This window comes from Nesterenkonia sp. DZ6 (assembly GCF_022565835.1).
Lineage (GTDB): Bacteria > Actinomycetota > Actinomycetes > Actinomycetales > Micrococcaceae > Nesterenkonia.
In genome coordinates this window covers 754,467-778,856 of record NZ_JAJOYW010000001.1, presented here as the reverse complement: position 1 = coordinate 778,856, position 24,390 = coordinate 754,467, and the positions used below count along the sequence as shown (strand labels likewise).

Annotated in this window: 23 protein-coding genes; 15 read left to right on the top strand and 8 right to left on the bottom strand. The window is 68.0% G+C overall.

The features are described 5' to 3' along the window. Positions 1-27: 27 nt before the first annotated feature. Positions 28-1,086 (bottom strand): zinc-dependent alcohol dehydrogenase, encoded by a 1,059-nt coding sequence (locus tag LTH93_RS03510; RefSeq protein ID WP_241470097.1) that lies wholly within the window; start codon positions 1,084-1,086, stop codon positions 28-30. Positions 1,087-1,153: 67 nt separating this feature from the next. Here LTH93_RS03510 and LTH93_RS03505 point away from each other — a divergent pair, with 67 nt between their 5' ends. After that, positions 1,154-2,254, top strand: coding sequence for a glycosyltransferase family 4 protein (locus LTH93_RS03505; protein ID WP_241464436.1), 1,101 nt, complete (start codon positions 1,154-1,156; stop codon positions 2,252-2,254). A 47-nt stretch (positions 2,255-2,301) separates the two neighbouring features. Here LTH93_RS03505 and LTH93_RS03500 read toward each other — a convergent pair whose 3' ends face one another. Both LTH93_RS03500 and LTH93_RS03495 read right to left on the bottom strand, forming a co-directional pair. Beyond that, positions 2,302-3,501 (bottom strand): FUSC family protein, encoded by a 1,200-nt coding sequence (locus tag LTH93_RS03500; protein ID WP_241464043.1) that lies wholly within the window; start codon positions 3,499-3,501, stop codon positions 2,302-2,304. Positions 3,502-3,580: 79 nt separating this feature from the next. Beyond that, complete coding sequence (locus tag LTH93_RS03495) at positions 3,581-4,003, bottom strand: M23 family metallopeptidase (protein WP_241464045.1); 423 nt, start codon at positions 4,001-4,003, stop codon at positions 3,581-3,583. A gap of 529 nt (positions 4,004-4,532) precedes the next feature. Between LTH93_RS03495 and rpsB the strand changes: the two genes are divergently transcribed. The 7 genes from rpsB to LTH93_RS03460 all read left to right on the top strand — a co-directional run bounded on the left by rpsB (position 4,533) and on the right by LTH93_RS03460 (position 9,742). Next, complete coding sequence (gene rpsB / locus LTH93_RS03490; protein ID WP_241464047.1) at positions 4,533-5,474, top strand: 30S ribosomal protein S2; 942 nt, start codon at positions 4,533-4,535, stop codon at positions 5,472-5,474. Positions 5,475-5,493: 19 nt separating this feature from the next. Continuing rightward, positions 5,494-6,333: a translation elongation factor Ts gene (gene tsf / locus LTH93_RS03485; RefSeq protein ID WP_241464049.1), complete on the top strand. Its 840-nt coding sequence runs from the start codon at positions 5,494-5,496 to the stop codon at positions 6,331-6,333. A gap of 190 nt (positions 6,334-6,523) precedes the next feature. Next, positions 6,524-7,246 (top strand): UMP kinase, encoded by a 723-nt coding sequence (gene pyrH, locus LTH93_RS03480; protein WP_241464050.1) that lies wholly within the window; start codon positions 6,524-6,526, stop codon positions 7,244-7,246. Positions 7,247-7,311: 65 nt separating this feature from the next. Further along, a complete protein-coding gene (gene frr / locus LTH93_RS03475) occupies positions 7,312-7,869 on the top strand; it encodes a ribosome recycling factor (protein ID WP_241464052.1) in 558 nt (185 codons plus the stop codon). Further along, complete coding sequence (locus LTH93_RS03470; RefSeq protein ID WP_241464054.1) at positions 7,869-8,723, top strand: phosphatidate cytidylyltransferase; 855 nt, start codon at positions 7,869-7,871, stop codon at positions 8,721-8,723. Before frr ends, LTH93_RS03470 begins: the two co-directional genes overlap by 1 nt. Before the next feature lie 2 nt (positions 8,724-8,725). After that, on the top strand, positions 8,726-9,283 hold the full coding sequence (locus tag LTH93_RS03465; RefSeq protein ID WP_241464056.1) for a DivIVA domain-containing protein: 558 nt from the start codon (positions 8,726-8,728) through the stop codon (positions 9,281-9,283). A 285-nt stretch (positions 9,284-9,568) separates the two neighbouring features. Beyond that, positions 9,569-9,742, top strand: coding sequence for a hypothetical protein (locus tag LTH93_RS03460; protein ID WP_241470096.1), 174 nt, complete (start codon positions 9,569-9,571; stop codon positions 9,740-9,742). Between the two features lie 287 nt (positions 9,743-10,029). Here the strand turns inward: LTH93_RS03460 and LTH93_RS03455 are convergent, their stop codons facing one another. After that, positions 10,030-11,688 carry a solute symporter family protein gene (locus tag LTH93_RS03455; RefSeq protein WP_241464060.1) on the bottom strand — a complete coding sequence of 553 codons (1,659 nt, stop codon included), beginning with the start codon at positions 11,686-11,688 and terminating at the stop codon, positions 10,030-10,032. Continuing rightward, positions 11,688-12,050 (bottom strand): DUF485 domain-containing protein, encoded by a 363-nt coding sequence (locus LTH93_RS03450; RefSeq protein ID WP_241464062.1) that lies wholly within the window; start codon positions 12,048-12,050, stop codon positions 11,688-11,690. Before LTH93_RS03450 ends, LTH93_RS03455 begins: the two co-directional genes overlap by 1 nt. 217 nt (positions 12,051-12,267) lie before the next feature. On the opposite strand from LTH93_RS03450, the gene LTH93_RS03445 reads away from it, so the two are divergent. From LTH93_RS03445 to LTH93_RS03430, 4 genes are read left to right on the top strand one after another with little or no spacing between them, the layout of a single operon-like run. Further along, positions 12,268-13,170, top strand: coding sequence for a sensor histidine kinase (locus LTH93_RS03445; RefSeq protein ID WP_370642653.1), 903 nt, complete (start codon positions 12,268-12,270; stop codon positions 13,168-13,170). Then, on the top strand, positions 13,170-13,928 hold the full coding sequence (locus LTH93_RS03440) for a LytR/AlgR family response regulator transcription factor (RefSeq protein ID WP_241470095.1): 759 nt from the start codon (positions 13,170-13,172) through the stop codon (positions 13,926-13,928). Before LTH93_RS03445 ends, LTH93_RS03440 begins: the two co-directional genes overlap by 1 nt. Then, positions 13,928-14,458, top strand: coding sequence for a hypothetical protein (locus tag LTH93_RS03435; RefSeq protein WP_241470094.1), 531 nt, complete (start codon positions 13,928-13,930; stop codon positions 14,456-14,458). The genes LTH93_RS03440 and LTH93_RS03435 overlap by 1 nt, the downstream gene beginning before the upstream one ends. Next, positions 14,455-15,987: a sodium/solute symporter gene (locus LTH93_RS03430; RefSeq protein WP_241470093.1), complete on the top strand. Its 1,533-nt coding sequence runs from the start codon at positions 14,455-14,457 to the stop codon at positions 15,985-15,987. The genes LTH93_RS03435 and LTH93_RS03430 overlap by 4 nt, the downstream gene beginning before the upstream one ends. 68 nt (positions 15,988-16,055) lie before the next feature. Here the strand turns inward: LTH93_RS03430 and LTH93_RS03425 are convergent, their stop codons facing one another. Beyond that, positions 16,056-17,156 (bottom strand): Gfo/Idh/MocA family protein, encoded by a 1,101-nt coding sequence (locus tag LTH93_RS03425; protein ID WP_241470092.1) that lies wholly within the window; start codon positions 17,154-17,156, stop codon positions 16,056-16,058. 336 nt (positions 17,157-17,492) lie between these two features. Here LTH93_RS03425 and LTH93_RS03420 point away from each other — a divergent pair, with 336 nt between their 5' ends. Further along, the gene (locus LTH93_RS03420; RefSeq protein ID WP_241470091.1) at positions 17,493-18,062 is read left to right on the top strand and encodes an RNA polymerase sigma factor; all 570 of its coding nucleotides are present in this window, start codon (positions 17,493-17,495) and stop codon (positions 18,060-18,062) included. A 16-nt stretch (positions 18,063-18,078) separates the two neighbouring features. Here the strand turns inward: LTH93_RS03420 and LTH93_RS13410 are convergent, their stop codons facing one another. Beyond that, positions 18,079-18,333 (bottom strand): response regulator transcription factor, encoded by a 255-nt coding sequence (locus tag LTH93_RS13410; RefSeq protein WP_370642692.1) that lies wholly within the window; start codon positions 18,331-18,333, stop codon positions 18,079-18,081. Between the two features lie 2,614 nt (positions 18,334-20,947). Then, complete coding sequence (locus LTH93_RS03410; protein ID WP_241464070.1) at positions 20,948-21,415, bottom strand: GNAT family N-acetyltransferase; 468 nt, start codon at positions 21,413-21,415, stop codon at positions 20,948-20,950. 100 nt (positions 21,416-21,515) lie between these two features. Between LTH93_RS03410 and dxr the strand changes: the two genes are divergently transcribed. Next, entirely contained in the window at positions 21,516-22,808 is a 1,293-nt protein-coding gene (gene dxr, locus LTH93_RS03405) for a 1-deoxy-D-xylulose-5-phosphate reductoisomerase (RefSeq protein WP_370642652.1), read from the top strand. After that, entirely contained in the window at positions 22,805-24,325 is a 1,521-nt protein-coding gene (locus LTH93_RS03400) for a M50 family metallopeptidase (protein WP_241470088.1), read from the top strand. The genes dxr and LTH93_RS03400 overlap by 4 nt, the downstream gene beginning before the upstream one ends. Positions 24,326-24,390 lie beyond the last annotated feature (65 nt).

Genomic DNA, 24,390 nt, shown 5'->3' with positions numbered 1-24,390 from the left:
TGGATGGGAATCGTCGCTGCGCGAGCCTCACCCGAAGGCGTAGTGCGCGGCGAGCGGGTGATCGATCACGTGCAGGATCTGCTCCCGGGTCCAGGGCGCACCGGTGGCGACGTCCTGCATCACGGCAGGCAGCTCGGCCAGCGGCGAGCGCCCGCTGATCAGCATGTCGAAGCGGGAGTCGAGCAGGCCTAAGGCCGTGGCGAGACGCTGGCCGCGGGTGCGGCGCATCCGCCGTGGGCCGGACACCTGACCGACCTGGGTCGCGACGATGCGAAGCCGGCGGGCATGGAAGTCGGCACCCAGCGGGATCTGCTGATCTCCGGTGCCGTACCAGGACTGTTCCACGACCACGGCGTCGTCACCGGCCAGACGCAGTGCGGTGGCGAGCCCTGAAGAGCTGGCCGAGCTGTGCAGGACCACATCGTTGTCGAGTCCAGCCTCCTCGGGGGTGACGGCGTCCAGGCCCAGGGATTCGATGAAGGCTCGCCGCTCGGCGTCGATCTCCACGACCTGCAGACGCTGCAGCGCCGTCTTCGAGGCCAGCAGCGCCGTGGTCAGCCCGATCAGACCGCCGCCGACGACGGCGACCCGGTCGCCGACCATCACGGGCCCCTCCCAGAGGCCGTTGAGTCCCACCTCGCCGATCCCGGCGAGCAGCGCCCGCTGCGGGGGGCAGTCTTCGGGGAGCACGTGGGCGGCGGACTCGGGGACGACGACATGTTCGCGGTGCCCGGCCAGGGTGAAGACCGTCCGCCCGATCAGCGCTTCGCTGCCCTGCCGGACCACCCCGACGTTGAGATAGCCGTGCGAGACCGGGAAGGGCAGCTCGCCGAGCTGGAAGGGGGCCTGCATGACTTCGGTGATGTTCGCGGGCACCTCGCCGCGGTGGACCAGCGACTCGGTGCCGCGGGAGATGCCGCTGTGCAGGGTCTCGATCAGCAGCTCGCCGGGGCGGGGCGACGGGAGTGGGACATCGCGCAGCGCCCCTGTGTCGGCGGACTCCGTCCAATATTGGCGAGAGGTTTCGGGAGTCTGGCCGTGGCCCTGGACATCCGCGCTGACACCGGTGAAACGCAACTCGCTCATGACACTCATCATGCCAGAGCCGTCCACTCCGTCGCCCCGTCGACGGCTGTGCCAGAATCGGCATGTGCTGAAGCTCTTCTTCGACTGCCGGTACACCCGGACCCAGGTCCACGACGGCATCTCCAGGTTCACCGCCTCCCTGGTGGAGGCGGCCGCCGAACAGGCCGATGTCACCATGCTGATCAGCGATCCGCAGCAGCTGAACCTGCTCCCAGCCCTTCCTCATCTGCAGATCTCCTCGCCGACCTCGGCTCGGGAGCCCTGGGTCGCCCGGCAGATCAATCCGCACCGCCCAGACGTGGTGTTCTCCCCGATGCAGACCATGGGGGGACGGGGCCGGAACTACCCGCTGATCCTCACCCTGCACGACCTGATCTACTACGCACACCGCACCCCGCCGCGGGATCTGCCCGCACTGGTGCGCCTCGGCTGGCGGGCCTACCACCTCTCCTATCTGCCTCAGCGGCTGGTGCTGAACCAGGCCGACGCCGTTGCGACCGTCTCCGAGACCACCCGCGGGCTGATCCGCCGGCACCGGCTCACCCGCAGGCCGGTGGAGCTGATCTCCAATGCTCCGCCCGCGGTCGAGTGCCCCCGCGAACCGGGCGCGGCGCCGACGAAGGAGCTCATCTATATGGGGTCCTTCATGGGGTACAAGAACGTCGAATCCGTCATCGCGGGCCTGAACCGGCTGCCCGGATACACCCTGCACCTGTGCAGCCCGATCCAGGCCGCCCGCGAGGCGCAGCTCCGCACCCTTGCGGCCGACCCTGAACAGCTGGTCTTCCACCACGGGATCTCCGACGCCGACTATCGCACCCTGCTGCGGCGGGCCAGCGCATTGGTGACGCTCTCCCAGGCGGAGGGCTACGGTCTGCCCGTGGTGGAGGCGATGGCCCATGGCACGCCCTGCGTGGTCTCCGACCTGCCGATCTTCCGCGAGATCGGGGGAGCGGCGATGGCGGAGGCCGGCACCCAGGTGGTCCCCGGGCAGGATGCTGAAGCCCTAGCCCAGGCGGTGCGCCGACTTCAGGACCCTGCCACCTTCGCCCGCGCCTCGATCGCGGCCCGGGCGCGAAGCCAGGAGTTCTCCTGGGCGGACTCGGCTTCAGCGCTGGTCGCGCTGGGGGAGCGCCTCGCCGGGCACGGGCGGGCGGCCCGGCGCTGACCCAGGTGGACTGTCTCGTGCTGACCCCGGAGGGTGTCTCGCGCGGATCAGTGCGAGACGGTCGGGTTCTCGGATGTCGCTTCACGCGCCTGGCGCGCCGAGGCGACGTCGTCGACGACGACGACGATGTGGCGCACGCTGGAGATCAGGGAGCCGTAGAGCGGCCAGGAGTCTCCGGGCAGTCCCTCGCCCTCTGACATCTCGGTGGAGAGGGAGCTGAGGTTGTCGTGCATGGATGCGACCTCGGCATCGGGATCTGCGATCGCCCGGCCCGCGTCTCCGACGATCTGTGCCCACTGTTCGCGGAAGCGATGGTCCCATTCCCCGTCGGTGTAGGTCGCCTCTCGCAGGGTGCGAGCCAGGTGCCGCAGATGGGAGATCCCCTCGTCGACGCGTTCGAGGATCTCCTCGTAGCTTGCCTGCTCGGAGTTCCAGCTGCTGACCTCGAAGCTCTGAATGCCCTGCCGCGCGCGGGGGTTGGCCCGGCGAGATTCACGGGCGAAGCGCACCACGGTCCAGGCCGAGTTCAGCTCCTCGGTCATCGATTCGGTCTCCCGGAACCATGCTTCAGCCTGATCGGTGTCCCATGAATCGGAGAACTCCTGGGAGATGCTGACCAGCACGCTGCCCATGCGCTCATTGATGCTGTCCACGTAGCGGCTGGCCTGCTTGTCTCGCAGCGGCGGCACGATCAGCAGGTTGACCAGCAGGCCGGCGGCCACACCGACGGCGACTTCGAGGATCCGGTCATCGAGGAGCCCCGCTTGATCATCGAAGCCGCTGCCGAGCACGAAGATCGCGGTGGTGGCGATCGCGATCCCCTCATCGCGGATCCAGGAGATCCGAGCCGCGACCACCCCGACCAGCAGGGCCAGGGCGAAGGTCCACAGGCTGACGCCGAGGAAGTAGCCGATCAGGAAGGAGAGACCGACGCCGAGGCTCGATGCGATGGTGGTCTGGATGCCGCGGGAGAGCGAACGATGGACCGTGGCGTGGACGGTGAGAAGCGCGGTCCACGGCGCGAGGAACGCCAGCTCGGATTCCAGCACCGAGGTGGAGACCCACCAGGCACCGGTGCCTGCGATCACGGTCTTGAGGATCTGCAGCAGATCGGTGAGGAACTCCGGCCGCTGCACCAGGTGTCGGATCTTCCTGGCATCCCCTTCAGATGCCGGGCTGCGCCCAGGGGTGTTCTTCGCGTCCTGGTGGCTGCGGTTCGTCGTCTCCTCCTGGGAACGTCGGGCCACGCGTGCTCCTCGGGGTCTTGGTCGGCGATCGGGGGACAAGAGCCTACTAGATCTGGTTCGATGCCCTCCACCGGCACCATCACTCGTCGCCCAGCGGCAGCAGCACCGAAGCTTCGACGTCGCCGGTGAGCAGCAGCGGGTTGATGTACTCCCCATAGAGCCGCACGCCCCAGTGCAGGCAGGGTGCATCGCAATGGCCTGAGCTGGCAGCGAGCGTCCCCGCCGGATCCCCGGCGCTGACCCGATCGCCGACCTCCAGAGTGGTCTCCACCGGCTCGAAGGAGCTGAGGTACCCCTTCCCGTGTCGGATGGAGAGCACCGGACGATCCACCACCACGCCCGTGAAGCTGACCTCACCGTCCGTCGGAGCCCTGATGGTCGCCCCGACGCTCAACGGCCCCAGGTCAACCCCGCGGTGCCCTGGACCCCAGGGGGAGGGGGGCCTGGCGAAGGGCCGCAGCTCATCCGCGGCCACGGGCAGCCGCCAGGGCGCCTGTGCCATCGTTGGCGAAGAGCGCCCCGCCGAGAAGGGCTCCACCGCCGATGACCCCGCCGAGGCCGGCGTCAGCCCACCCAGAACAATCAGCAGCGCGACACTCAGCGCAGCGACCTTCGCCTCCGTGAATCCTCGCCCCCGCCTGCCCATGCACCCAGCCTCGACCACCCCGAACTCCGATCCCCGCGAGTCCGCGGATGTGTGGAGCATCCAGGGCGCTGGCGGATCCCTGTGGCGGTTGGGGAAAACGGCGTCGAGCCGCTAAGCTGAACCCCAGCAGTTGACTTCTTCGTGCCTCGGCATGCCTGAATCAGCTGACTACGCGCAGAGGTTGCCCGAGCGATCGGGGCGTTTCTCATCGGTCCGCATGACAGCTGTTCTCTACTCTGGGACAGCCGTGCGGAGAGAACGCGAGTCCCCTCCCTCTTCTGCCAGGAGCCCGAGAGAACCGGGCCACTGTCCAACCGAGAAACCCAGCCGGAGCTGCATGAGGCATGTCCTCCATGTTCCAAGCCCGGCATTGAAAGGAAATACCATGCCTGTCGTCACCATGCGCCAGCTGCTCGACTCCGGTGTCCACTTCGGTCACCAGACTCGCCGCTGGAACCCGAAGATGAAGCGCTTCATCTTCACCGAGCGCAACGGTATCTACATCGTTGACCTCCAGCAGTCCCTCTCCTACATCGACACTGCCTACGAGTTCGTCAAGCAGACCGTCGCCCACGGCGGCTCCGTCCTCTTCGTCGGCACCAAGAAGCAGGGCCAGGAAGCCATCGCCGAGCAGGCCACCCGCGTCGGTCAGCCCTACGTCAACCACCGTTGGCTCGGCGGCATGCTGACCAACTTCGCCACGGTCTCCAAGCGCGTCCAGCGCATGAAGGAGCTCGAGGAGATCGACTTCGACGACGTCGCAGGCTCCGGTCACACCAAGAAGGAACTGCTGCTGATGCGCCGCGAGCTCACCAAGCTGCAGTCCAACCTCGGTGGTATCCGCAACCTCACCAAGACCCCCTCCGCGGTCTGGATCGTCGACACCAACAAAGAGCACCTGGCCGTCGATGAGGCCAAGAAGCTCGGCATCCCCGTGATCGCCATCCTCGACACCAACTGCGATCCCGATGACGTCCACTACCCGATCCCGGGCAACGACGACGCCATCCGGTCCGTGGACCTGCTGACCCGCGTGATCGCCGACGCCGTGGCCGATGGCCTCATGGCTCGCGAATCCAAGCGCGGCGGCGGCTCCGGCACGGCTGCAGAGCCGATGGCCGAGTGGGAGCGCGAGCTGCTCGAGCAGCACGCCACTGAGAAGTCCGCCGAGACTGAGAAGTCCGGCAAGACCGAAGAGCCAGCCAAGACCGAGCAGTCAGACGAGGCCGCCGAGCCCGCCAAGGCTGAGCAGTCCGAGCCGGCCGCAGAGGCGCCCGCTGCCGAGTCCACCGAGTCCACCGAAGCTCCGGCTGAAGAAGCCAAGTAAAGAGAGGAACTGCTTTTCTATGGCGAACTACACCGCTGCAGACATCAAGGCCCTGCGTGAGCGCACCGGCGCCGGCATGATGGACGTGAAGAAGGCTCTCGACGAGACCGACGGCGATACCGAGAAGGCCCTCGAGGCCATCCGTATCCGCGGACTCAAGGGTGCCGCCAAGCGCGAAGGCCGTTCCGCCGCTGAGGGCCTGGTCACCGCCAAGGTCGTCAACGGCACCAAGGGCTTCCTGGTCGAGATCAACGCCGAGACCGACTTCGTGGCCAAGTCCGCGAAGTTCGTCGCGCTGGCCGACAAGGTCCTCGAGACCGCTGTCGCCCACGACGTGACCACCGTGGAGGCACTCCTGGAGGCCGACGTCGAGGGCAAGAAGCTCGTCGACTTCGTCACCGAAGAGGGTGCGATCCTCGGCGAGAAGGTCGTCGTGCGTCGTCTTGCCACGGTAGAGGGTGCCTTCGTGGACGCCTACCTGCACAAGACCTCCAAGGACCTTCCGGCTCAGGTCGGCGTGCTCTTCGCCGTCGACGCCGACTCGGATCAGGCCAAAGAGGCTGCTCACGACATCGCGGTGCACGCCGCCGCGCTGTCCCCGCAGTTCCTGACCCGCGACGAGGTCCCCGCAGCGACCGTGGCAGACGAGCGCCGCATCGCCGAGGAGACCGCCCGGGCCGAGAACAAGCCCGAGCAGGCGATGACCAAGATCATCGAAGGTCGCACCAACGCGTACTTCAAGGACAACGTGCTGGTCGACCAGCCGTTCGCCAAGGACCCGAAGAAGACCGTCACCCAGGTCCTCGAGTCCGCCGGCACGTCTGCCAAGGGTCTGGCTCGCTTCCGCGTCGGAGCCTGATACTCAACGCAGCTGAAGTGGAGGGCGGCTGACCACTAGACTGGTCGCAGCTCAACAGTTCAGACGTCAAGGGGGTGACCACTTCACACGAGGTGGTCACCCCCTTTTCTGTGCCCACACCGGCCTCACCGGGTCCCAGCAGCCCGGAAGACCGCACCACCGACGCCCCACGATCCCCTGGAGGACACCCATGACCGCAGAGACACCGACACACCGCCGCCGAGTGCTCCTGAAGCTCTCCGGAGAGGTCTTCGGCGGAGGCGCAGTGGGAGTCGATCCGGCCACGGTCCGCGGGATCGCTGAGCAGATCGCCGCGGTCAAGGGCAAGGTGGAGGTCTCCGTCGTCGTCGGCGGCGGCAACTTCTTCCGCGGCGCCGAGCTTTCCCGGGCCGGCATGGACCGGGCCCGCGCCGACTACATCGGCATGCTGGGCACCGTGATGAACGCGCTGGCGCTGCAGGACTTCCTGGAGCAGGCCGGCCAGCCCACCCGCGTGCAGACCGCCATCACCATGGGCCAGGTCGCCGAGTCCTACATCCCGCTGCGCGCCGTGCGCCACATGGAGAAGGACCGGGTGGTCGTCTTCGGCGCCGGCGCGGGCATGCCCTACTTCTCCACCGACACCGTCTGCGCCCAGCGCGCCCTGGAGACCCACTCCGACATGGTGCTCATGGCCAAGTCCGGGGTCGACGGGGTCTACACCGCGGACCCGAAGACCACCCCCGACGCGCAGAAGCTGGATCACCTGACCTACACCGATGCGCTGCGCAAGAACATCCGGGTCATGGACCAGACCGCGATGACCATGTGCAATGACAACGACCTCAACATGCGCGTGTTCGGCATGGAGGGGGAGGGCAACGTGACCCGTGCCCTGCTCGGCGAGGAGATCGGCACGCTGGTCACCCCCTGACCTGGTGGCCCCGACTAGACTGAACCTCAATTCCATCCTCAACGTCATCCCCTAAGGAGACCCCCGTGATTGATGAGACCCTGGCAGATGCCAAGGAGCAGTTCGAACGAGCCATCGAGGCCACCTCGGTCGACTTCAGCACCGTGCGCACCGGCCGAGCCAATCCGGCGATCTACTCCCGCGTGCTGGTGGACTACTACGGCTCCGCCACACCGCTGCAGCAGCTGGCTTCCTTCGCCACCCCGGATGCCAAGACCATCCTGATCACCCCCTTCGACGTCTCCGCGATGCGCGACATCGAGCGGGCGCTCTCCGATTCCGAGGTCGGCGCCAACCCCTCGAACGACGGCAAACAGATCCGGATCACGATCCCGGACCTCACCGAGGAGCGCCGCAAGGAGTACGTGAAGCTGATCAAGTCCAAGGGCGAGGACCACAAGGTCTCGGTGCGCAACACCCGGCGCAAGTCCAAGGAGATCATCGAGAAGGCCATCAAGGACGGCGAGGTCGGCAAGGACGACGGCGAGCGGGGCACCAAGGAGCTCGAGAGCCTCACCAAGACCTACGTCGAGAAGATCGACGAGATGAGCAAGCGCAAAGAAGCTGAGCTGCTCGAGGTCTGATGTCGGGCAAAGCTGGGAGGAATCTGCCCGCAGCCATCATCACCGGCGTCGTCCTGCTGGTGCCCGCACTGCTCGGGATCTTCTTCTTCGAGCTGATGCTGATCTTGGTCTGGACGATCCTGCTCTCGATGGGTGTCTGGGAGGTGGCCCGCGCGCTCGAGACGCGCGTGACCCCCAACGGACACCAGCTTCGGCTCCCCAAGATTCCGCTGTTCCTCGGTGCCGTCGCGATGCCCACCGCCGCCTACTTCGGCGGGGTGGAGGCGCTGACGCTGGCGCTGATCGCCACCGGACTGGCCATCGTCGTCGCGGCAGCCCTCTGGAAGGTCCGGGATCCGGGGCGCTCCATCCTGTCCTCGATCTTCGTGGCCAGCTGGGTGCCGTTCATGATGTCCTTCGCCGTGCTGCTGCTCAACCTCGACCAGGGTGACTGGCGCCTCGTCGTCGTCGTGCTGCTGGTGGTCTCGAACGACACCTTCGGCTACATCTTCGGGGTGTTCCTCGGCAAGCACCCGATGGCGCCGAAGATCAGTCCGAAGAAGTCCTGGGAGGGCTTCGGCGGCTCGCTGCTCGGTGCCACCGGCGTCGGGGTGCTGGCCTCCTGGCTGATCTTCGACGAGCCGGTCTACATCGGCGCGGTGCTCGCTGTCGCCGTGGTCATCGCCTCCACCGCGGGCGACTTCTCCGAGTCGATGGTCAAACGCGAGCTCGGCATCAAGGACATGTCTCGACTCCTCCCAGGTCACGGCGGAGTGATGGATCGGCTGGACTCGCTGGTCTTCGCGATGCCCACCGCGTTCTTCGTGATCGTGGCGCTTAACGCGGATGCCGGCGGAGTGCCACTAGGATTATGACCATGGCGAACGAGATTGCACTGTTCACGCTTCTGAGCGACCAGGAGCAGGGGTACAACCGCGACGAGGTTGACGAATTCATGGCTCGGGCCCGCGTGGCCTATGACTCCGGCGAGGGCATGGCCCTGTCCGAGATCCGTGACGTCAGCTTCTCCATGACCGGCGGCGGCTATGACCCTGCTGAGGTGGACGGCGCGCTGGACCGGCTTGAGGACGCCTTCGCCAGCGCCGAGCGGGACAAATACATCGATGCCCACGGCGAGGACGCCTGGTACGAGATGCTCGCCGAGCGCGCCGAGCCGCTGCGCGGACGGCTCTCCCGCCCGGACGGCAGACGCTTCCGCGAGCCCGCGCACTCGGCCTCCAACGGTTACCGCAAGGAGCAGGTCGACGAGCTCTGCCGCCAGCTTGAGCAGTACCTCGACGGTGAGAACCCGATGAGCGTCGACGAGGTCCGCACCATCACCTTCAGCGGCGCCCACGGCCACAACGGCTACGACGAGGCCCAGGTGGACGCCTTCCTGGACAAGATGACCGAGATCATGGCCTCCGTCGGCTGACCCTTTCCTTTCTCTCTCTTCTCGATGAGGGTCCTGGGACCCGGCTCCGCGGAGTTTTCCCCAGGACCGGATCAGCTGCTCCGGCTCCACAGCCGAGGCCTCGGCCGCCCCTGGCGCGTTGCCCGGGTGTGCACTGAATACCGTGGAGTCACTGGACCTGCCCCGGGATGGTCGCCGCCGACGCGCGCTGTTCGTGCCGGCGACAGGACGACGACGGGCGCGTCTCCTGGCCTCCGGCATGCCGCGCCGCCGTTCCATATCAGCAGCCCCGCAGGAGGTTCCCGCGTGCAGCGGCCTGACTTGGTTGTGGGGCACCGGATCACGGTGCCTGAGCGGTTCATCGTCGACCTCGCAGGCTTGCCTGAACCGCGGGTGAATCCGGTGATCCGGCATCCCAGCGGGCACCCGTGGTTCGAGCCTGACCTGGCGATCCCGGAGTTCCGCGTCTCGATCCAGTAGGAGGGGGAGGAGCTCCACTCCACACCGGGCAGCGTCCGTAAAGATGTGCGCCGCAGCGAGATCACCGAGCAGCTGGGCTGGCTCGAGGTCAGGATCACCGCGGACCACATGGGGGATCAGGGGCGCCGCGGGATCCAACGCATCCAGTGTGTCCTGGTCCAGCAAGGCTGGCGTCCCGAAAATCCCACCACACACAGTTGAGGGGCGGATTCTCCGAGCAGCCTCTGCCGTTTCCGGCATGAAGTACTCGTAGAATCCGCCCCTCAACGAATGGGGGTGAAGAAGGCCTAGTGGTCGGCGGCCTTCTCGGCGCCGACACCGGTCAGCGAGCGGATCTCCATCTCGGCCTGCTTGGCCGGATCCTCCGCCACCTTCGAGGTCAGCGAACCGATCCAACCCAGCAGGAAGGCCAGCGGGATCGAGATCAGACCCGGGTTGGTCAGCGGGTACAGCGCCAGGTCGATCTCCGGGAAGAACGAGGTGTCGCGGCCCCAGACCACGGGCGAGAAGGCGATCAGCAGCAGCGCCGAGCCGAGTCCGCCGTACATGGACCACAGCGCGCCACGGGTGGTGAAGCGCTTCCAGAACAGCGAGAACAGGATCGTCGGCAGGTTCGCCGAGGCGGCGACCGCGAAGGCCAGCGCCACCAGGAAGGCGACGTTCTGCCCCTGTGCACCGATGCCGCCGAGGATCGCGAGGATGCCGACCACGATCACGGTCATCTTGGCAGCCTTGACCTCGCCGGCGGAGTCGATCTTGCCCTTCTTGATGACCTGGGCGTAGACGTCGTGGGCGAAGGAGGCCGAGGCCGTGATCGTCAGACCCGCGACCACCGCGAGGATGGTGGCGAAGGCGACGGCGGCGATGAAGCCCAGCAGGAACGTCCCGCCGAGCTCGTAGGCCAGCAGCGGTGCCGCGGAGTTCTGCCCGCCGGGTGCTGCCAGGATCGTCTCGGTGTCCAGCAGTGCCGCTGCGCCGTAGCCCAGCACCAGGGTGAACAGGTAGAACGCGCCGATCAGGGCGATGGCCACCACGACGGACTTGCGTGCGTCCTTGGCGGTGGGAACCGTGTAGAAGCGGATCAACACGTGCGGCAGGGCGGCGGTGCCCAGAACCAGTGCGATGCCCAGGGACATGAAGTCCAGCTTGGTGAAGAGATCCGCGCCGTACTGCAGGCCGGGCTCGAGGAGAGCCTCTTCACCGGTGTTGTCCACCGCTGCGCCGAGCAGCTCGGAGAAGTTGAAGCCGTAGAGCGCCAGGACCCAGACGGTCATGACGGCAGAGCCGGCGATCAGCAGGGTGGCCTTGATGATCTGCACCCAGGTGGTGCCCTTCATTCCGCCGATGAAGACGTAGAAGATCATCAGCGAGCCGACCACAGCGATGATCAGTGACTGACCGATCCCGCTCTCGATGCCGAGCAGCAGCGCGACCAGCGCGCCGGCGCCCGCCATCTGTGCGAGCAGGTAGAACAGGCAGACCGCAAGGGTCGAGATGGCTGCGGCGATGCGGACCGGCTGCTGACGCAGACGGAAGCTGAGCACGTCGGCCATGGTGAACTTGCCGGTGTTGCGCATCAGTTCGGCGACCAGCAGCAGGGCGATCAGCCATGCCACCAGGAAGCCGATGGAGTAGAGGAAGCCGTCGTAGCCGTAGATCGCGATGGCGCCCACGATGCCCAGGAAGGACGCCGCCGAGAGGTAGTCGCCGGCGATGGCGGTGCCGTTCTGCGTGCCGGAGAAGGAGCGTCCGCCTGCGTAGTAGTCGGCGGCGGTGCTGGTGTTCTTCGACGCGCGGATCACGAAGAACAGCGTGACGCCCACGAAGACGAGGAAGATGGAGATGTTCGCCAGCGGGCTGCCGACGTCGGAGCCCGCTTCCGCGGCCGCGGTCGCGAGCGGCGTCAGTCCGGCATCTGTGATCGATGCGTTGATCAGGGAGTTCATCAGTGCTTGTCCTCCTCAGGAAGGCCCGCGCCTCGGGCTTCGAGCTCGATGCGGATCGCCGAGGATTTCGGGTCCATCTTCGAGTTGCTGAACCAGACATAGAGTCCGGTGATCACGAATGTGGTGACGAACTGCGCGAGTCCGAGCACCAGGCCGAGGTTGATGTTTCCCCAGACCGGGATCGCCATCACGTCCGGGAAGAACGCGGCGACGATCACGAACGCGATGTACCAGATGAGGAAGAACGCCGTCATCGGGAAGACGAAGCTCCGGTGCGTCCGGCGAAGCTCCTGGAAGTCTTCGCGCGCCTGCACCTCCTGGTAGTCAACGGGCCCCGCGTCGGGGGCATTGACTTGTGTCATTGCGGCTCCTTAAAAAGTAGCGTCGGCACGCGGAAGCGGGCCTCGGTCACATGTGTGTACCTCCAGAGTGCAGTGTGACCCGGGTCACGATCGGCCTCAGCGCGATGTTGTGCGATGAGCGGCACTGGATTAGCGATGAGTGGTCATCGGGCAACGCCTGGCGGTCGGATCATGAGCTGTGCAACAGATCGACCCGCGCCCTCATAGGATGAGCACGATGAATTTCCTGGCAGAGCTCGCCCCCCTGGTGCTCGCCCTGGCCCTGGTGGTCGGGGTGATCCTGGCTGCCGTCCTGCTCTACCGCACCCACGACGACGACGCCGGCCCCGCCTCGACCCGGGATGCGGTGATCAGCCCGGAAATCCGGGCACAGCTGAGCGAGGCGCCGGTGGAGGAGCAGCTGCGGCGTCAGCTCGTCGAGGCAGAGCTGCGCTCGCTGCGCGCGCAGATCTCCCCGCACTTCATCTACAACAGCCTCAACGCCATCGCCGCGACGATTCCCACCGACCCGGTCAGGGCGCGTGAGCTCGTGCTGGACTTCGCAGACTTCACCCGGTACAGCCTGCGCGCCGAGGGGGAGTTCACCACGCTGCGCGAGGAGCTGGCCGCGGTCGAAAGCTATGTGCTGCTGGAGAAGGCGCGCTTCGGCGACCGCATCCAGGTGAAGCTGCAGATCGCCCCGGAGGTGCTCGGCGTGCGCATCCCCTTCCTTGCGGTGCAGCCTCTGGTGGAGAATGCGGTTCGCCACGGAATGGATTCGGACTCCGGATCCGGCACGGTCTGGCTGCGGGCCGCGGACACCGCCACCCATGCCGAGATCAGCGTGGAGGACGACGGACACGGCGCAGATCCCGAAGCGATGCACCAGGTGCTCCACGGGGAGGCCGGCAACGCCCACATCGGGGTGCGCAATGTGGATCTGCGGCTGCGCCAGGCCTACGGCGCCGACGCCGGGCTGGTGGTGGAGACCGCACTCGGGGCCGGGATGAAGGTCTCCATGCGGGTCCCGAAGTTTCAGCCCGATCCGTTCCAGCCCGATCCGTTCCAGCCCGAGAAGCACCACCCAGACCGCCCAGAGCAGCAGCCAGTCCAGCGTCATGAGCCCCAGGGAGGATCCTGATGGAAGCGAGTGTGAATCCGCAGGGCCTGACCGTCCTGGTGGTCGACGACGAACCGCTGGCGCTGTCTCAGATGAAGTGGCTGCTCGCCGCCGAACCCCAGGCGGGCGAGGTGTTCACCGCAGCGGACGCGCGCAGCGCGGAACAGGTGCTGCAGCAGCGACGGATCGATGTGGTGCTGCTGGACATCCATATGCCCGGGATGAGCGGTCTGGCGCTGGCGCGCCGGCTGCGGGACCTCCCGGCGGTCGAGCCCCAGGCTGAGGCCGGACCGCAGGTGGTCTTCGTGACCGCCGATGCCCATCCGGCGGTGGAGGCCTTCGAGCTCGAAGCCCGGGACTATCTGCTCAAACCGGTGCGCGCCGAGCGGCTGACCGAGGCGCTGCGTCGGGCGGCGGCGGCCCGGGAGACCGCCGCGCAGGATCGGCCCGAGCCGGTCAGGGTCGCGGTGCTGCAGGGAGACTCCACGGTGCTGGTGAACCTGCAGGACATCCGCTGGGTCCAGGCCCATGGAGACTACGCCCGGCTCCACACCCAGGCCGGGACCTACCTGCTGCGCACCCCGCTCGCGGAGCTTGCCGAGGCCTGGGAGGAGCACGGGTTCATCCGCACCCACCGGTCCTCCCTGGTCAACCTCATCCACGTGCAGCGGGTGACCCGCCGACAGGGACGGATGCTCATCGAAGTGCCCGGTGCCGAGCTTGAGGTCAGCCGACGGCTGATGCCCCAGGTGCGCGAGCGCCTGGAGACCGGCCGCTGATGAGCGACTCCGATACAGGTCCCACCGGCCCAACAGGCCCCGCCGCCCTGCGGATCGCGGTGCGCGGCCCCGAGGCGGTGCCCACCGTGCGCGAGGCGCTGCTGACCCGCAGCCAGGCCGCCGACCACGCCCGTACCGCCGGAGCAGACTCCGATCAGCGCGCCCAGGCGGTGCGTGGGCTGATCCGCGCCCAGCTGCGGCTCGCGCTGATCCTCGGCGTCGGATTCTTCTGCACCGTGGTGGTGACCAGCCTGCTGTTGGTCACCACCGGGCTCGGATCGCTCACGCTCTGGGGCGTGCCGCTGACCTGGGCCGTCCCCGGCGTCGGCTTCTTCCCGGTGCTGCTGGGCCTGGCCTGGTACTTCCGCCGGCGCTCAGAGGCCAATGAGCAGCTGTGGGCCGAGGTGCTCGGACTCAGCCTGCAGAGCCCCGGCACCAGGCCCCGCACAGCAGCCGTAGCCTCACCCGCCCAGACCGCCCAGACCGCCCCGAACGCCCAGACCGCCCCGACCGCCGAGGACCCGCGGTGACCGGTGAGCAGATCGCCGTCCTGGGCGCCGTCGCCCTGGTGTGCGCGGTGACCCTGCTGCTCGGCGGCCCGGGCCTCTCGCGCAGCACCGGGGACTTCTTCGTGGCCTCACGCCGGGTCCCGCCCTGGATGAACGCCTCGGCGATCGCCGGGGAGTTCCTCTCCGCAGCGAGCTTCCTGGGCGTGGCCGGGCTGATCCTGGCCCACGGGACCTACGGGCTGTGGTTCCCGGTCGGCTACACCGCAGGCTTCCTGATCGTGCTGCTGTTCATGGCCGCCCCGCTGCGCCGATCCGGGGCCTATACGATCCCGGACTTCGTGGTGCTGCGCTTCCGCTCCGCGATGATGCGCAGGATGACGGTCATCGTCGTGGTCGCCGCCGGCTGGCTCTACATCGTCCCGCAGCTCCATGGCGCCTCGATCGCGCTCTCGGCCACCGGAGGGGCGCCCGGCTGGGTGGGGCCGCTGCTGGTCGCCCTCGTGGTGCTCTTCGTGGTGCTCACCGGCGGGATGCGTTCGGTGACCCTCGCCCAGGCGGTCCAATACTGGGTCAAGCTCACCGCGCTGCTGGTGCCCACGGTGTTCATCCTGCTCCAGGTCGGATTCTGGGAGCGGCTGGAGCTGCCGGAGTTCAATGGCGCCTGGTCCGCCGGGCTGGCCTCGCTGAGCGACTCCGGGGACCCGTGGGGGGAGTTCTCCCGCAGCCTCTCCGTGATGGTGGCCCTGATGATGGGCACCCTCGGGCTGCCCCACGTCCTGGTCCGCTTCTACACCAACCCTGACGGCGGCGCCGCCCGCCGCACCACCACCTTCCTGCTGGGCCTGCTCGTGCTGTTCTACCTGCTGCCGGTGCTGCTCGGGGTCATCGCCCGGATGGTCTGGGGCACGACGACGGGGGCCGGTGCGCTGGCGGGCACCGGTGGTCTGAGCCACGACACCGCGATCCTGCGGCTGCCTGCCGCGGTCTTCGACGGTCTGGCCAGCGACCTGCTCACCGCGCTGATCGCCGGGGGAGCCTTCGCCGCGTTCCTCTCCACCACCTCCGGGCTGGTGGTCTCGGTGTCTGGAGTGCTCTCGCAGGAGTTCTTCTCCGGCACCGTGCGCGGATTCCGGCTCGGTGCGCTGCTGGCGATCACGGTCCCGCTGGTGGTGGGATCGGCGACCTCCGAGTTGGCGCTCGCCGGTGCGGTGGCGATGGTCTTCACCTTCACCGCCTCCGCGCTGGCCCCGGTGATGCTGCTCGGGGTGTGGTGGCGCGGGCTCACCGCGCAGGGCGCGTTCTGGGGCATGACGGTGGGCGCGGTGAGCTCGCTGACCGCGCAGGTGCTGGGTCTGGCCCTGGGGGAGGGCCCGGTGCAGGACGGAGCGATGCAGCTGCTGGTCTCCCCGGCGCTGTGGTGCGTCCCGCTGGCCTTCGCGGTGACGGTGCTGGTGAGCAGGTTCGGTCGTCAACAGCCGCCGAGTCACACCGATGCGGTCATGGAACGGCTGCACACGCCTGAGCTCGCCGCGCTGCGGCCGGGCCGCTGACGCGCAGCCGGCCCGAGACGCAGGGCACCTGAAGTTCGGTGCACCTGAAGTTCAGGTGCAGCTGAACTTCAGCGCAGCCGTGGCTCGCCCGGGTAGCGCAGTCCGATCTGGGCGCGGATCTCATCCAGGGTGCCCATGATCCGCACCGAATCGTCCACGCTGAGCCGCTCGCCTCCGAGCACCCCGCGGGCCACGTAGTCCTCGGCCGCGAGGGCCTGATGCTGCATGCCCACACCGTTGCGGGCAGACTCGTAGCGCTCCAGCAGCGTGCCGTCGGCGGCGCGATGGCTGAAGTCCGTCGAGGTGTACCAGACCCCGTCGATGTCGATCCGCCCTTCGGTGCCCACGATATGGGCGGTGTTGGGGCCCTTCGCGCGCGAGGAGGTCGTCGTCGTCGAGAGTGCCCCTGAGAGGTGGGTCATCACGGTGGCGACCTCGGTGTCCGCGCCGGTGGCACCGAAATGTGCGGCGGCCTGGATGCTGATCGGTTCGCCGAGGATGTCCCAGGCGAAGGATATCGGGTAGATGCCGAGGTCCAGCAGGGCGCCGCCGCCGAGGGTCAGCGCGTTGATCCGGTGCTCCGGGTCGGTGGGCAGGGACTGGGTGTGATCGGCGAAGACGGTGCGGACCTCGCCGATTCCGCCGGCGGCGATGATCTCGCGAATCCGGCGCATATGCGGCAGGTATCGGGTCCACATGGCCTCCATGACCAGCAGTCCCCGGCGCGCGGCGAGGTCGCGCAGCTCCACGGCTTCGGCGCGGTTGAGCGTGAACGGCTTCTCCACGAGCACATGCTTGCCCGCTTCGAGCGCCATCCCGGCGGTCTCGCGGTGCATCGGATGCGGGGTGGCCACGTAGACGATGTCGACCTCGGGGTCCGCCACGAGCGCCTCATAGGAGTCGTGGGCGCGGGGGATCCCATAGGTGGTTGCGAAGCGCTGCGCGGACTCCGCAGAGCGGGAGCCTACGGCGCGCACGTCGAGGCCGGCGGTCAGCGCATCGGAGGTGAACTGCCCGGCGATGAACCCGGTGGCGAGGATGCCCCAGCGCAGTGAACCCGGGCGTGGAGCGGGGGCCGCGGGGTGTGTCTCGACCTGTGTCTCGGCGGAGCGAGCGGAGTCGAGGGGAGAATCTTCCGGAAACGCCGGCGTTGCGTGGCTCACAGTCATGGGCCTGAGAATACACCGAGCAGGAGTTTTCCTCAGGCTGCTGGTTCGGACAATGGTCTGCGCAGCGGCAAAACCCTAGGGTGGCACCCCAGGGCACCCCGGGGGGTGTGGACTTTAGTCTCTAGAGTGAACCAGGGCCCGCCGGCCCCTTCGCCGGTGGATCCACCCCTGCAGGACTTCCTGCCAGATCTCCGGGATGCTTCGCTATGCCTGTTCCTCCCAGCTCCACCGTGACTGCCCCGCCGCCTGCCCTCAGCCCACTCCCTTCCAGGCAAGACCAGTTCTCGACCCGCAGCCGCCAGGAGCGCTCCACCGCCACACGAGGGGGTGCCTCCGATGCAGGCAGAAGATGACACAGAGTTGGACGTCCGTGACGCCTTTGCCGCGCACGGAGGGGCTCTCTTCTCCTTCGCGCGCAAGGCCCTGGGTGACCGAGCCGAGGCAGAGGACTGTGTTCAGGAGGCCTTCATCCGCGCCTGGCGAAACAGAGACCTCTACCGCAGCGAACGGGGTTCGGTGCGGACATGGCTGTTCGCCATCACGCGGAACCTGATCATCGATTCCCTGCGCGCCCGCGCCCGGCGCCCGGCGCCGTCGGATCCGGAGAAGATGCAGTGGCCGAGCGAGCAGGTGACGGAGGACATCCTCATTGTGGAGCGGCTGGTCCTCTATGAGGCCCTGGCCACACTCACCTACGAGCACCGCCAGGTGATCGCCGCTGTTCAGCTGAACGGCGTCGGCTATTCGGAGCTTTCGGCCCAGACGGGGGTTCCGGTCGCGACCTTGCGGACGCGGATGTATTACGGGCTGAGATCATTGCGGACGGCCCTGGGAGGGCATGCGCGCGAGGAGGGAGATGCCTTCGCGGCCGGAGGGGCCGATGATGTCGCGCGAGCCTACGACTGAGCTGGTTGGTCCCGGCTCAGGCGCGGACGCCGGGTGCGAATCCCGGCGTCTGCTCCGGGGGGCTGGTGCGCTGCGAGGTCACCGCCGCCGCGGTCCAGAGTTCACGCCGGGAGTCCATCCTCAGCTTCGGCAGCAGGTTCGCCACGTGATACTCCACGGTCTTCTGCGAGACGAACAGGCTCTCGGAGATCTGACGATTGGTCCGGCCCTGAGAGATCAGGTGAGCGATGTCCCGTTCCCGCGGAGTGAGCGAGGCATAGCGGCCAGCCACGGAGAGAAGTCTGCCCTTGACCGCGGTCAGCTCCGGAGCCGCGCCGAGCTGGGCGAAGATGTCCCGCGCCGCCTCGAGCTGATCGTCAGCCTCTGTGTGCTCTCCGCGTTCGCGATGGACGACGCCGAGGCTGTGGTGGAGTCGGGCCTTGGTGTGCGGAAAATCTGCGGTGAGCCAGATGGCGGACCGGTAGTCCGCCACGGCAGTCATGAGATCTCCGCGCTGCGCGGCGAGCTTGGCCCGCAGCGCCTGCGGGTGGCCATAGGGCAGCGGCAGCGCGGGGTGCGCGGCCACCTTCTGCGAGAACGTCGCCAGGAGTCGCTCGGCCTCTGCAAGCCGCGCTCGGGTTGGATCCTCGAGGTCCAGCAGCGCTTCGATCTCCAGCGCCCGCCACCCGATGAGGCCCACGCGCTCGGTCCAGGTGCTCAGCTTGCTGCCCCGAAAATCGGCGATCACGCAGAGGGCCCGCTCCTGGTCCCCAGCCATCCTCGCCGTCCAGGCCATCGCGGTCATGACGTTATAGAGGGGCAGTGCGCTGGAGGTGGTCACATGATGACTCAGCCAGTCAGCATGTTCGGCAGCGGCGGTCTCATCGGCATGGGCGACGGCGGCCATCGCCAGGACCGCATGGGAGCTTGCGAGACCACGCCAGTCGTGCGTGGTGCGAGCCATCGCGATCACCCGCTCCGCGCGCAGGATCGCGTCGGTCCAGCGTCCCAGCTGGAACTCCATCATGGCCTGTTCAGCCATTCCGCGCTGGGCCGCCGCAGGGACCACCCGGCGATGCCGGCCCTCCTCGGCGCGCTCCAGATCATCCAGTGCGGCAGTCGTATGGCCGGCGTAGAAGTGCGCGCGTGCGCGGAAGTAGAGCGCATCGGTGTGTTCGGCGGTATCGGCGGCTTCGATCAGGAAGGCGTTCAGACGAGTGATGGACTCCTCGACTGCTCCGGAGTTCCACAGCGCGTAGACCTCGTGCATGACCAGCACTCGGCTCAGGGCCCTGTCGATGGGGGTGGCGGGCTCGACCTCAAGGCTTTGTGCCGCCGCGACGGCGGCCTGTGCGGCACGCGCATCGGCCGCGGCGATCTCCACAGAGCACAGCAGGATCAGCATGCGCCAATGAGTGAGATCGTCCAAGGACTTGTTCGACCATGGATTGCGCAGCTGGGTCAGCAGCAGGCGGCGGGCCTCGGCGAGCCGACCGGTGAAGAAAGCCAGTCCGGCGTGGAAGAACGCGGCCAGGGCGGGGTCTTCGAGCAGCCCGACCTCCGTGAAGAGGGAGGCCATGCCGCCCGGGTTCTCCGCGATGCCCACGGTGAGACAGGAGGAGACCATCCGCCGGTTCCGTTCGGGCCCACGGCTGACACCCATGGCCAGCGCCAGGTACTCCGCACTGGAGGAATAGTCTCCCGCTTCCAGCGCTCGGATCCCTTCGCTTTCGAGGGTGTCGCCGAGCTCGGGGTCCCCGTCTGGGGAGGCCGCGCTGAGATGTCTGGCCTGTGCGAGACCGCTCGTGCGCCGGGCGAGGAGATCATGCAGCTGCCGACGCCTGGCAGGTTCGATCAGCGCGACCGTCGCCTCGCGCCAGGCTTGATCGTGCAGACGCACTTCTCGACCATTGCCGGTCAGGATGGGGTTGAGCGCATCGACCAGAGAATCGACGTCCAACGCGGCCGTCACCGTGCGGGTGGCCGCTTCGAGGGCGAGTGCGGCGACCTCCGCGGTCTGCCCGGTCGACGAGTCGCCGCCGTCGAGGGCGAGGACCTCGAGGAAGGTGCGCAGACATGGTGCCATCTGCTCGAGTTCGGGCTGCAGGAATGACTGTGGAATCGCTGAGCGGGCCATGGCGTCGGAGGTCAGTCCGGCGCCGGCGAGGCGCAGCGCGATGCCACGGTTTCCGGCCGCACGGGCGTGCACCACAGCGAGCGACTTTTCGGCGAGGCGATGGCCGTGCTGGCGCAGCAGCTTGTCGAGCTCGTGCTGTGTGATGCCACGCAGGGTGATCCGGGTCCCGGTCTGCGCGGCCATCTTCGCGAGCCGACGGGTGAGTGGATCGGTGGTGGGGGAGGCAGTCGCGATGATCAGCACCGGAGGACCAGCATTGAGCGTCAGCGCGCCATGATCGATCAGCTGCTCCAGGGACGCCTGGATCCCGGGCTCGACACGGTGCAGGTCATCGGCCACCAGGCAGTACGGGCCCGGGCCGTGCTGCTGCAGCGCCTCGCCCACTTCTGCGTCTGGTGTCAGGTCGGAGACGGCCATGACGGTCAGTCCGGCGGAGGCCGCCCAGGCCCGCGCCTCGCCCGCGAGAGTGGACTTCCCAGAACCGATGGTGCCCTCGAGGAAGCAGACGGCACTCCGTCCGGCAAGAGTGCTGTAGATCGCGCGCAGCACCTTCGCGCGCTCCGGGTCTCGACCCATCGCGACCCTGGCGGCTGTGGCGTTCACGCGCGGACCCCCTTAGGTTCAAGACGTCACCGTCAGTGGCATTGAACACATACTAGGCCCAGGTCAGAACAATGTCATGAGTGTTTCGCGATTTGACACTGTTCAGCGCGGCAGGCGCAGCAAGGGTGCAGGCGCGGCAAGGGTGCCGGCGGAGTCGCCGGGCCGCTCAGCCCAGCTGCAGGATCTTCTCCTGCACCACCTTGGCGCGGACGTTGGAGAAGCTGGACTCTTCACCGGTCTCGGTGAAGCCCAGGGACTCCAGGATCTTCAGGGTGCCGAGGTTGTCCACCACCACGCGGGCGGTGACGGGGCGTTCGGGGAACTCGGTGAGGAACTTCTGCACGGCCTCGGTGGTGATGCCCTGGCCCCAGAAGCGCTTCTCGATCCAGAACGTGATCTCCCGACTGTCCTCATCCTCGAACGCGGCGATCGAGCCGACAGGCTGGCCGTCGCGATCGATGGTGCGCACGATGATGTCATCGGAGTTCAGCAGCTCGCCCCAATGGTGGTCGAAGACGCTGCGGTCCTTGGGGTTGGTCGAGGCGAATGCGGCCATATGTGCGGCGTCGGCATCCTGCTGGAACACGAAGAACTGCTCCAGGTCCTCGGTCTCCACTGCACGCAGTGTGATCATCGGTGAGGCTCCTTCATCGGCTTGTGGCCGCATGGGTCTGCAACTGCTGTGCTCCCAGCGTACTGTGCACGCCCATCACGGGCGACCTCGGTGCGCCATAATGGTGGCTATGGCTTCCCCCAAGCGCCGCGTGGCGATCCTCGGTTCCACCGGTTCCATCGGAACCCAGGCGCTGCAGGTCATCGCCGCACACCCGGACCGATTCGAGGTCGTGGCTCTGGCCGCGGGGTCCAATGCCGCACTGCTGGCCGAGCAGGTCGCCGCAACCGGCGCCGACCTGGTCGGGATCGCCGACGACGGCGCGGCCGGCGAGCTTCAGCGCGCGCTGTCAGCTGGATCGCCGGGTTCGTCCCCGGCGGTCGGCACGGCCGGGCGCCGCCCCGAGATCCTCACCGGTGAGGAAGCGGCCGTGCAGATCGCCGGAGAGTCCGGCGCCGACGTCGTGCTCAACGGGATGACCGGCTCCATCGGTCTGCGCCCCACCCTCGCCGCGCTGCGCTCCGGCGCCACCCTGGCGCTGGCGAACAAGGAGTCACTGGTGGTCGGCGGCGCGCTGGTCGCCGAGGCGCTGCAGCGCCCGGGACAGCTGGTCCCGGTGGACTCCGAGCACTCCGCGCTGGCGCAGGCGCTGAGCTCCGGTCGACATGAGCGTGGACTCTGCTCCGTCCCCGCACACGAGAACTCCCAGCTCAGCGGCGCCTCGGAGGTCTCCGGCCTGGTGGTCACCGCCTCCGGCGGGCCCTTCCGCGGCTGGGACGCCGCCGCGCTCGCCGAGGTCACCCCCGCCCAGGCGCTGAAACACCCGAACTACGCGATGGGCAGGGTGGTCACCACCAACTCCGCGACCATGGTGAACAAGGCGCTGGAGGTGATCGAGGCGCATCTGCTCTTCGACATCGAGCTGGCGGACATCCAGACCGTGGTGCATCCGCAGCAGTGGATCCACTCGATGGTCCAGTTCCAGGACGGCTCCACCATCGCCCAGGCGGGCCACCCACGGATGCTGATCCCGATCGCGCTGGGACTCTCCTGGCCCGAACGCCTCGAACAGATCGATGCGCCCATCGACTGGACCCAGGCCATGCAGTGGGACTTCGAGCCGCTCGATGAGCAGGCCTTCCCCGCCGTCGCCCTGGCCAAGAGCGCCTGCGCCGCCTCACCCACCCACATGGCCGTCTACAACGCCGCCAACGAACAAGCCGTAGAGGCCTTCCACGCCGGCCGGCTCAGCTTCCCGGGCATCGTCGCCACGGTCGAAGCCGTGCTTGAGCGCTACCACCCCGCGAGCAGCCGCGCCGCACCCTCGCTCCAGGAGGTCCTGGGCGCGGAGCACTGGGCCCGGGCCGCCGCCGATGAGCGCATCGCCGCCGGATCAGTCCAGGTGCGCGCATGATCGCGCTGCTGATGATCGCCGGCATCGTGATCGTCGCCCTCGGGATCGCGCTGTCCATCGCGCTGCATGAGATCGGGCATCTGCTGCCCGCCAAGCTCTTCAAGGTCCGCGTCACCCAGTACATGGTCGGCTTCGGCCCCACCCTGTGGTCCCGCCGCCGCGGCGAGACCGAATACGGGGTCAAAGCGATCCCGCTGGGCGGCTACGTCGCGATGATCGGGATGTACCCGCCCCCGGATGAGACCGGGACGATGAACCACCCCGCCGAGGAGGACCACGAATCGGCCGAGGCCGCCGTGGGCGAAGATACCGCCCCGCGGGACCCCTATCTGCGCGAGGTCGGCGCCCAGTACGGCGCCCCCGCCGCGTCGTCGTCGAGTGCAGGTGCTGACGGCGGCGGAGCCGGCAGCGGGCCCGGCACGACGACCAAGACCGTCCGCTCGCAGTCCACCGGGATCTTCCAGCAGCTCTCCGCCGACGCCCGCGAGGTCGCGGCCGAGGATCTGCAGCCCGGGGACGAGGACCGGATGTTCTACCGGCTGCCCACCTGGAAGCGGATCATCATCATGCTCGGCGGCCCGGCCATGAACGGGCTGATCGCGCTGTCGCTGACCGCCGGGATCATCTCCTTCCACGGCACCGCCGAACCGAACACCACGGTCCGCGAGGTCTTCGAATGCGTGGTCTCCGCCGATGCCGCCGACGCCGGGCAGAGCGAGTGCACCGCCGACGACCCCGCCGGACCGGCCTATGAGGCGGGTCTGCGCCCGGGCGATCAGATCCTCGCCTTCAACGGTCAGTCGGTGGACACCTGGGACGAGCTCACCGAGCTGATCCGCGAGTCGGCCGACGAGTCCAGCGAGGTCACCTACGTCCGGGCCGGGGAGGAGACGACCACCACGCTGACCCCGATCCTCACCGAGCGACCGATCAGCGACGGGCTGGGCCGGGCCCAGCGTGACGACGACGGCGCGCTCATCACCGAACCGGTGGGCTTCATCGGAATGGGTGCTGACCAGGAGCTGGTCCAGCAGCCGTTCTGGGAGGCCGGGCCGGTGGTGTGGGAGCAGTCCAAGGCGGTCGGTGCCGTCGTCGCGAACCTGCCGGTGCGCCTCTACGACGTGGCCGTGTCCACCTTCACCTCCGCCGAGCGGGACCCCGACGGGCCGCTCTCGGTGGTGGGTGTGGGGCGGATCGCCGGGGAGCTCTCCGCTCAGGAGGAGATCCCGCTGGAGTCCCGCTTCGCCTCGCTGATCTCCCTGGTGGCAGGGGTCAACGTGGCGCTGATGGTGTTCAACCTGATCCCGCTGCTGCCGCTCGACGGCGGCCACGTCGCCGGGGCGCTGTATGAGAGCCTGCGCCGTCGACTCGCCAAGCTGCTGGGCCGCCCGGATCCGGGACCCTTCGACATCTCCAAGCTGCTGCCGCTGACCTATGTGGTCGTTGGAATGCTGCTGGTCATGGGCGTGTTGTTGATCTATGCGGACATCGTGAACCCGATCCGCCTCTTCGACTAGCCGCGTCCACACCGGGCGGTACCATGGGAGAGGCGGGTGACCCTCGCCGATGCCCCAAGAATCTG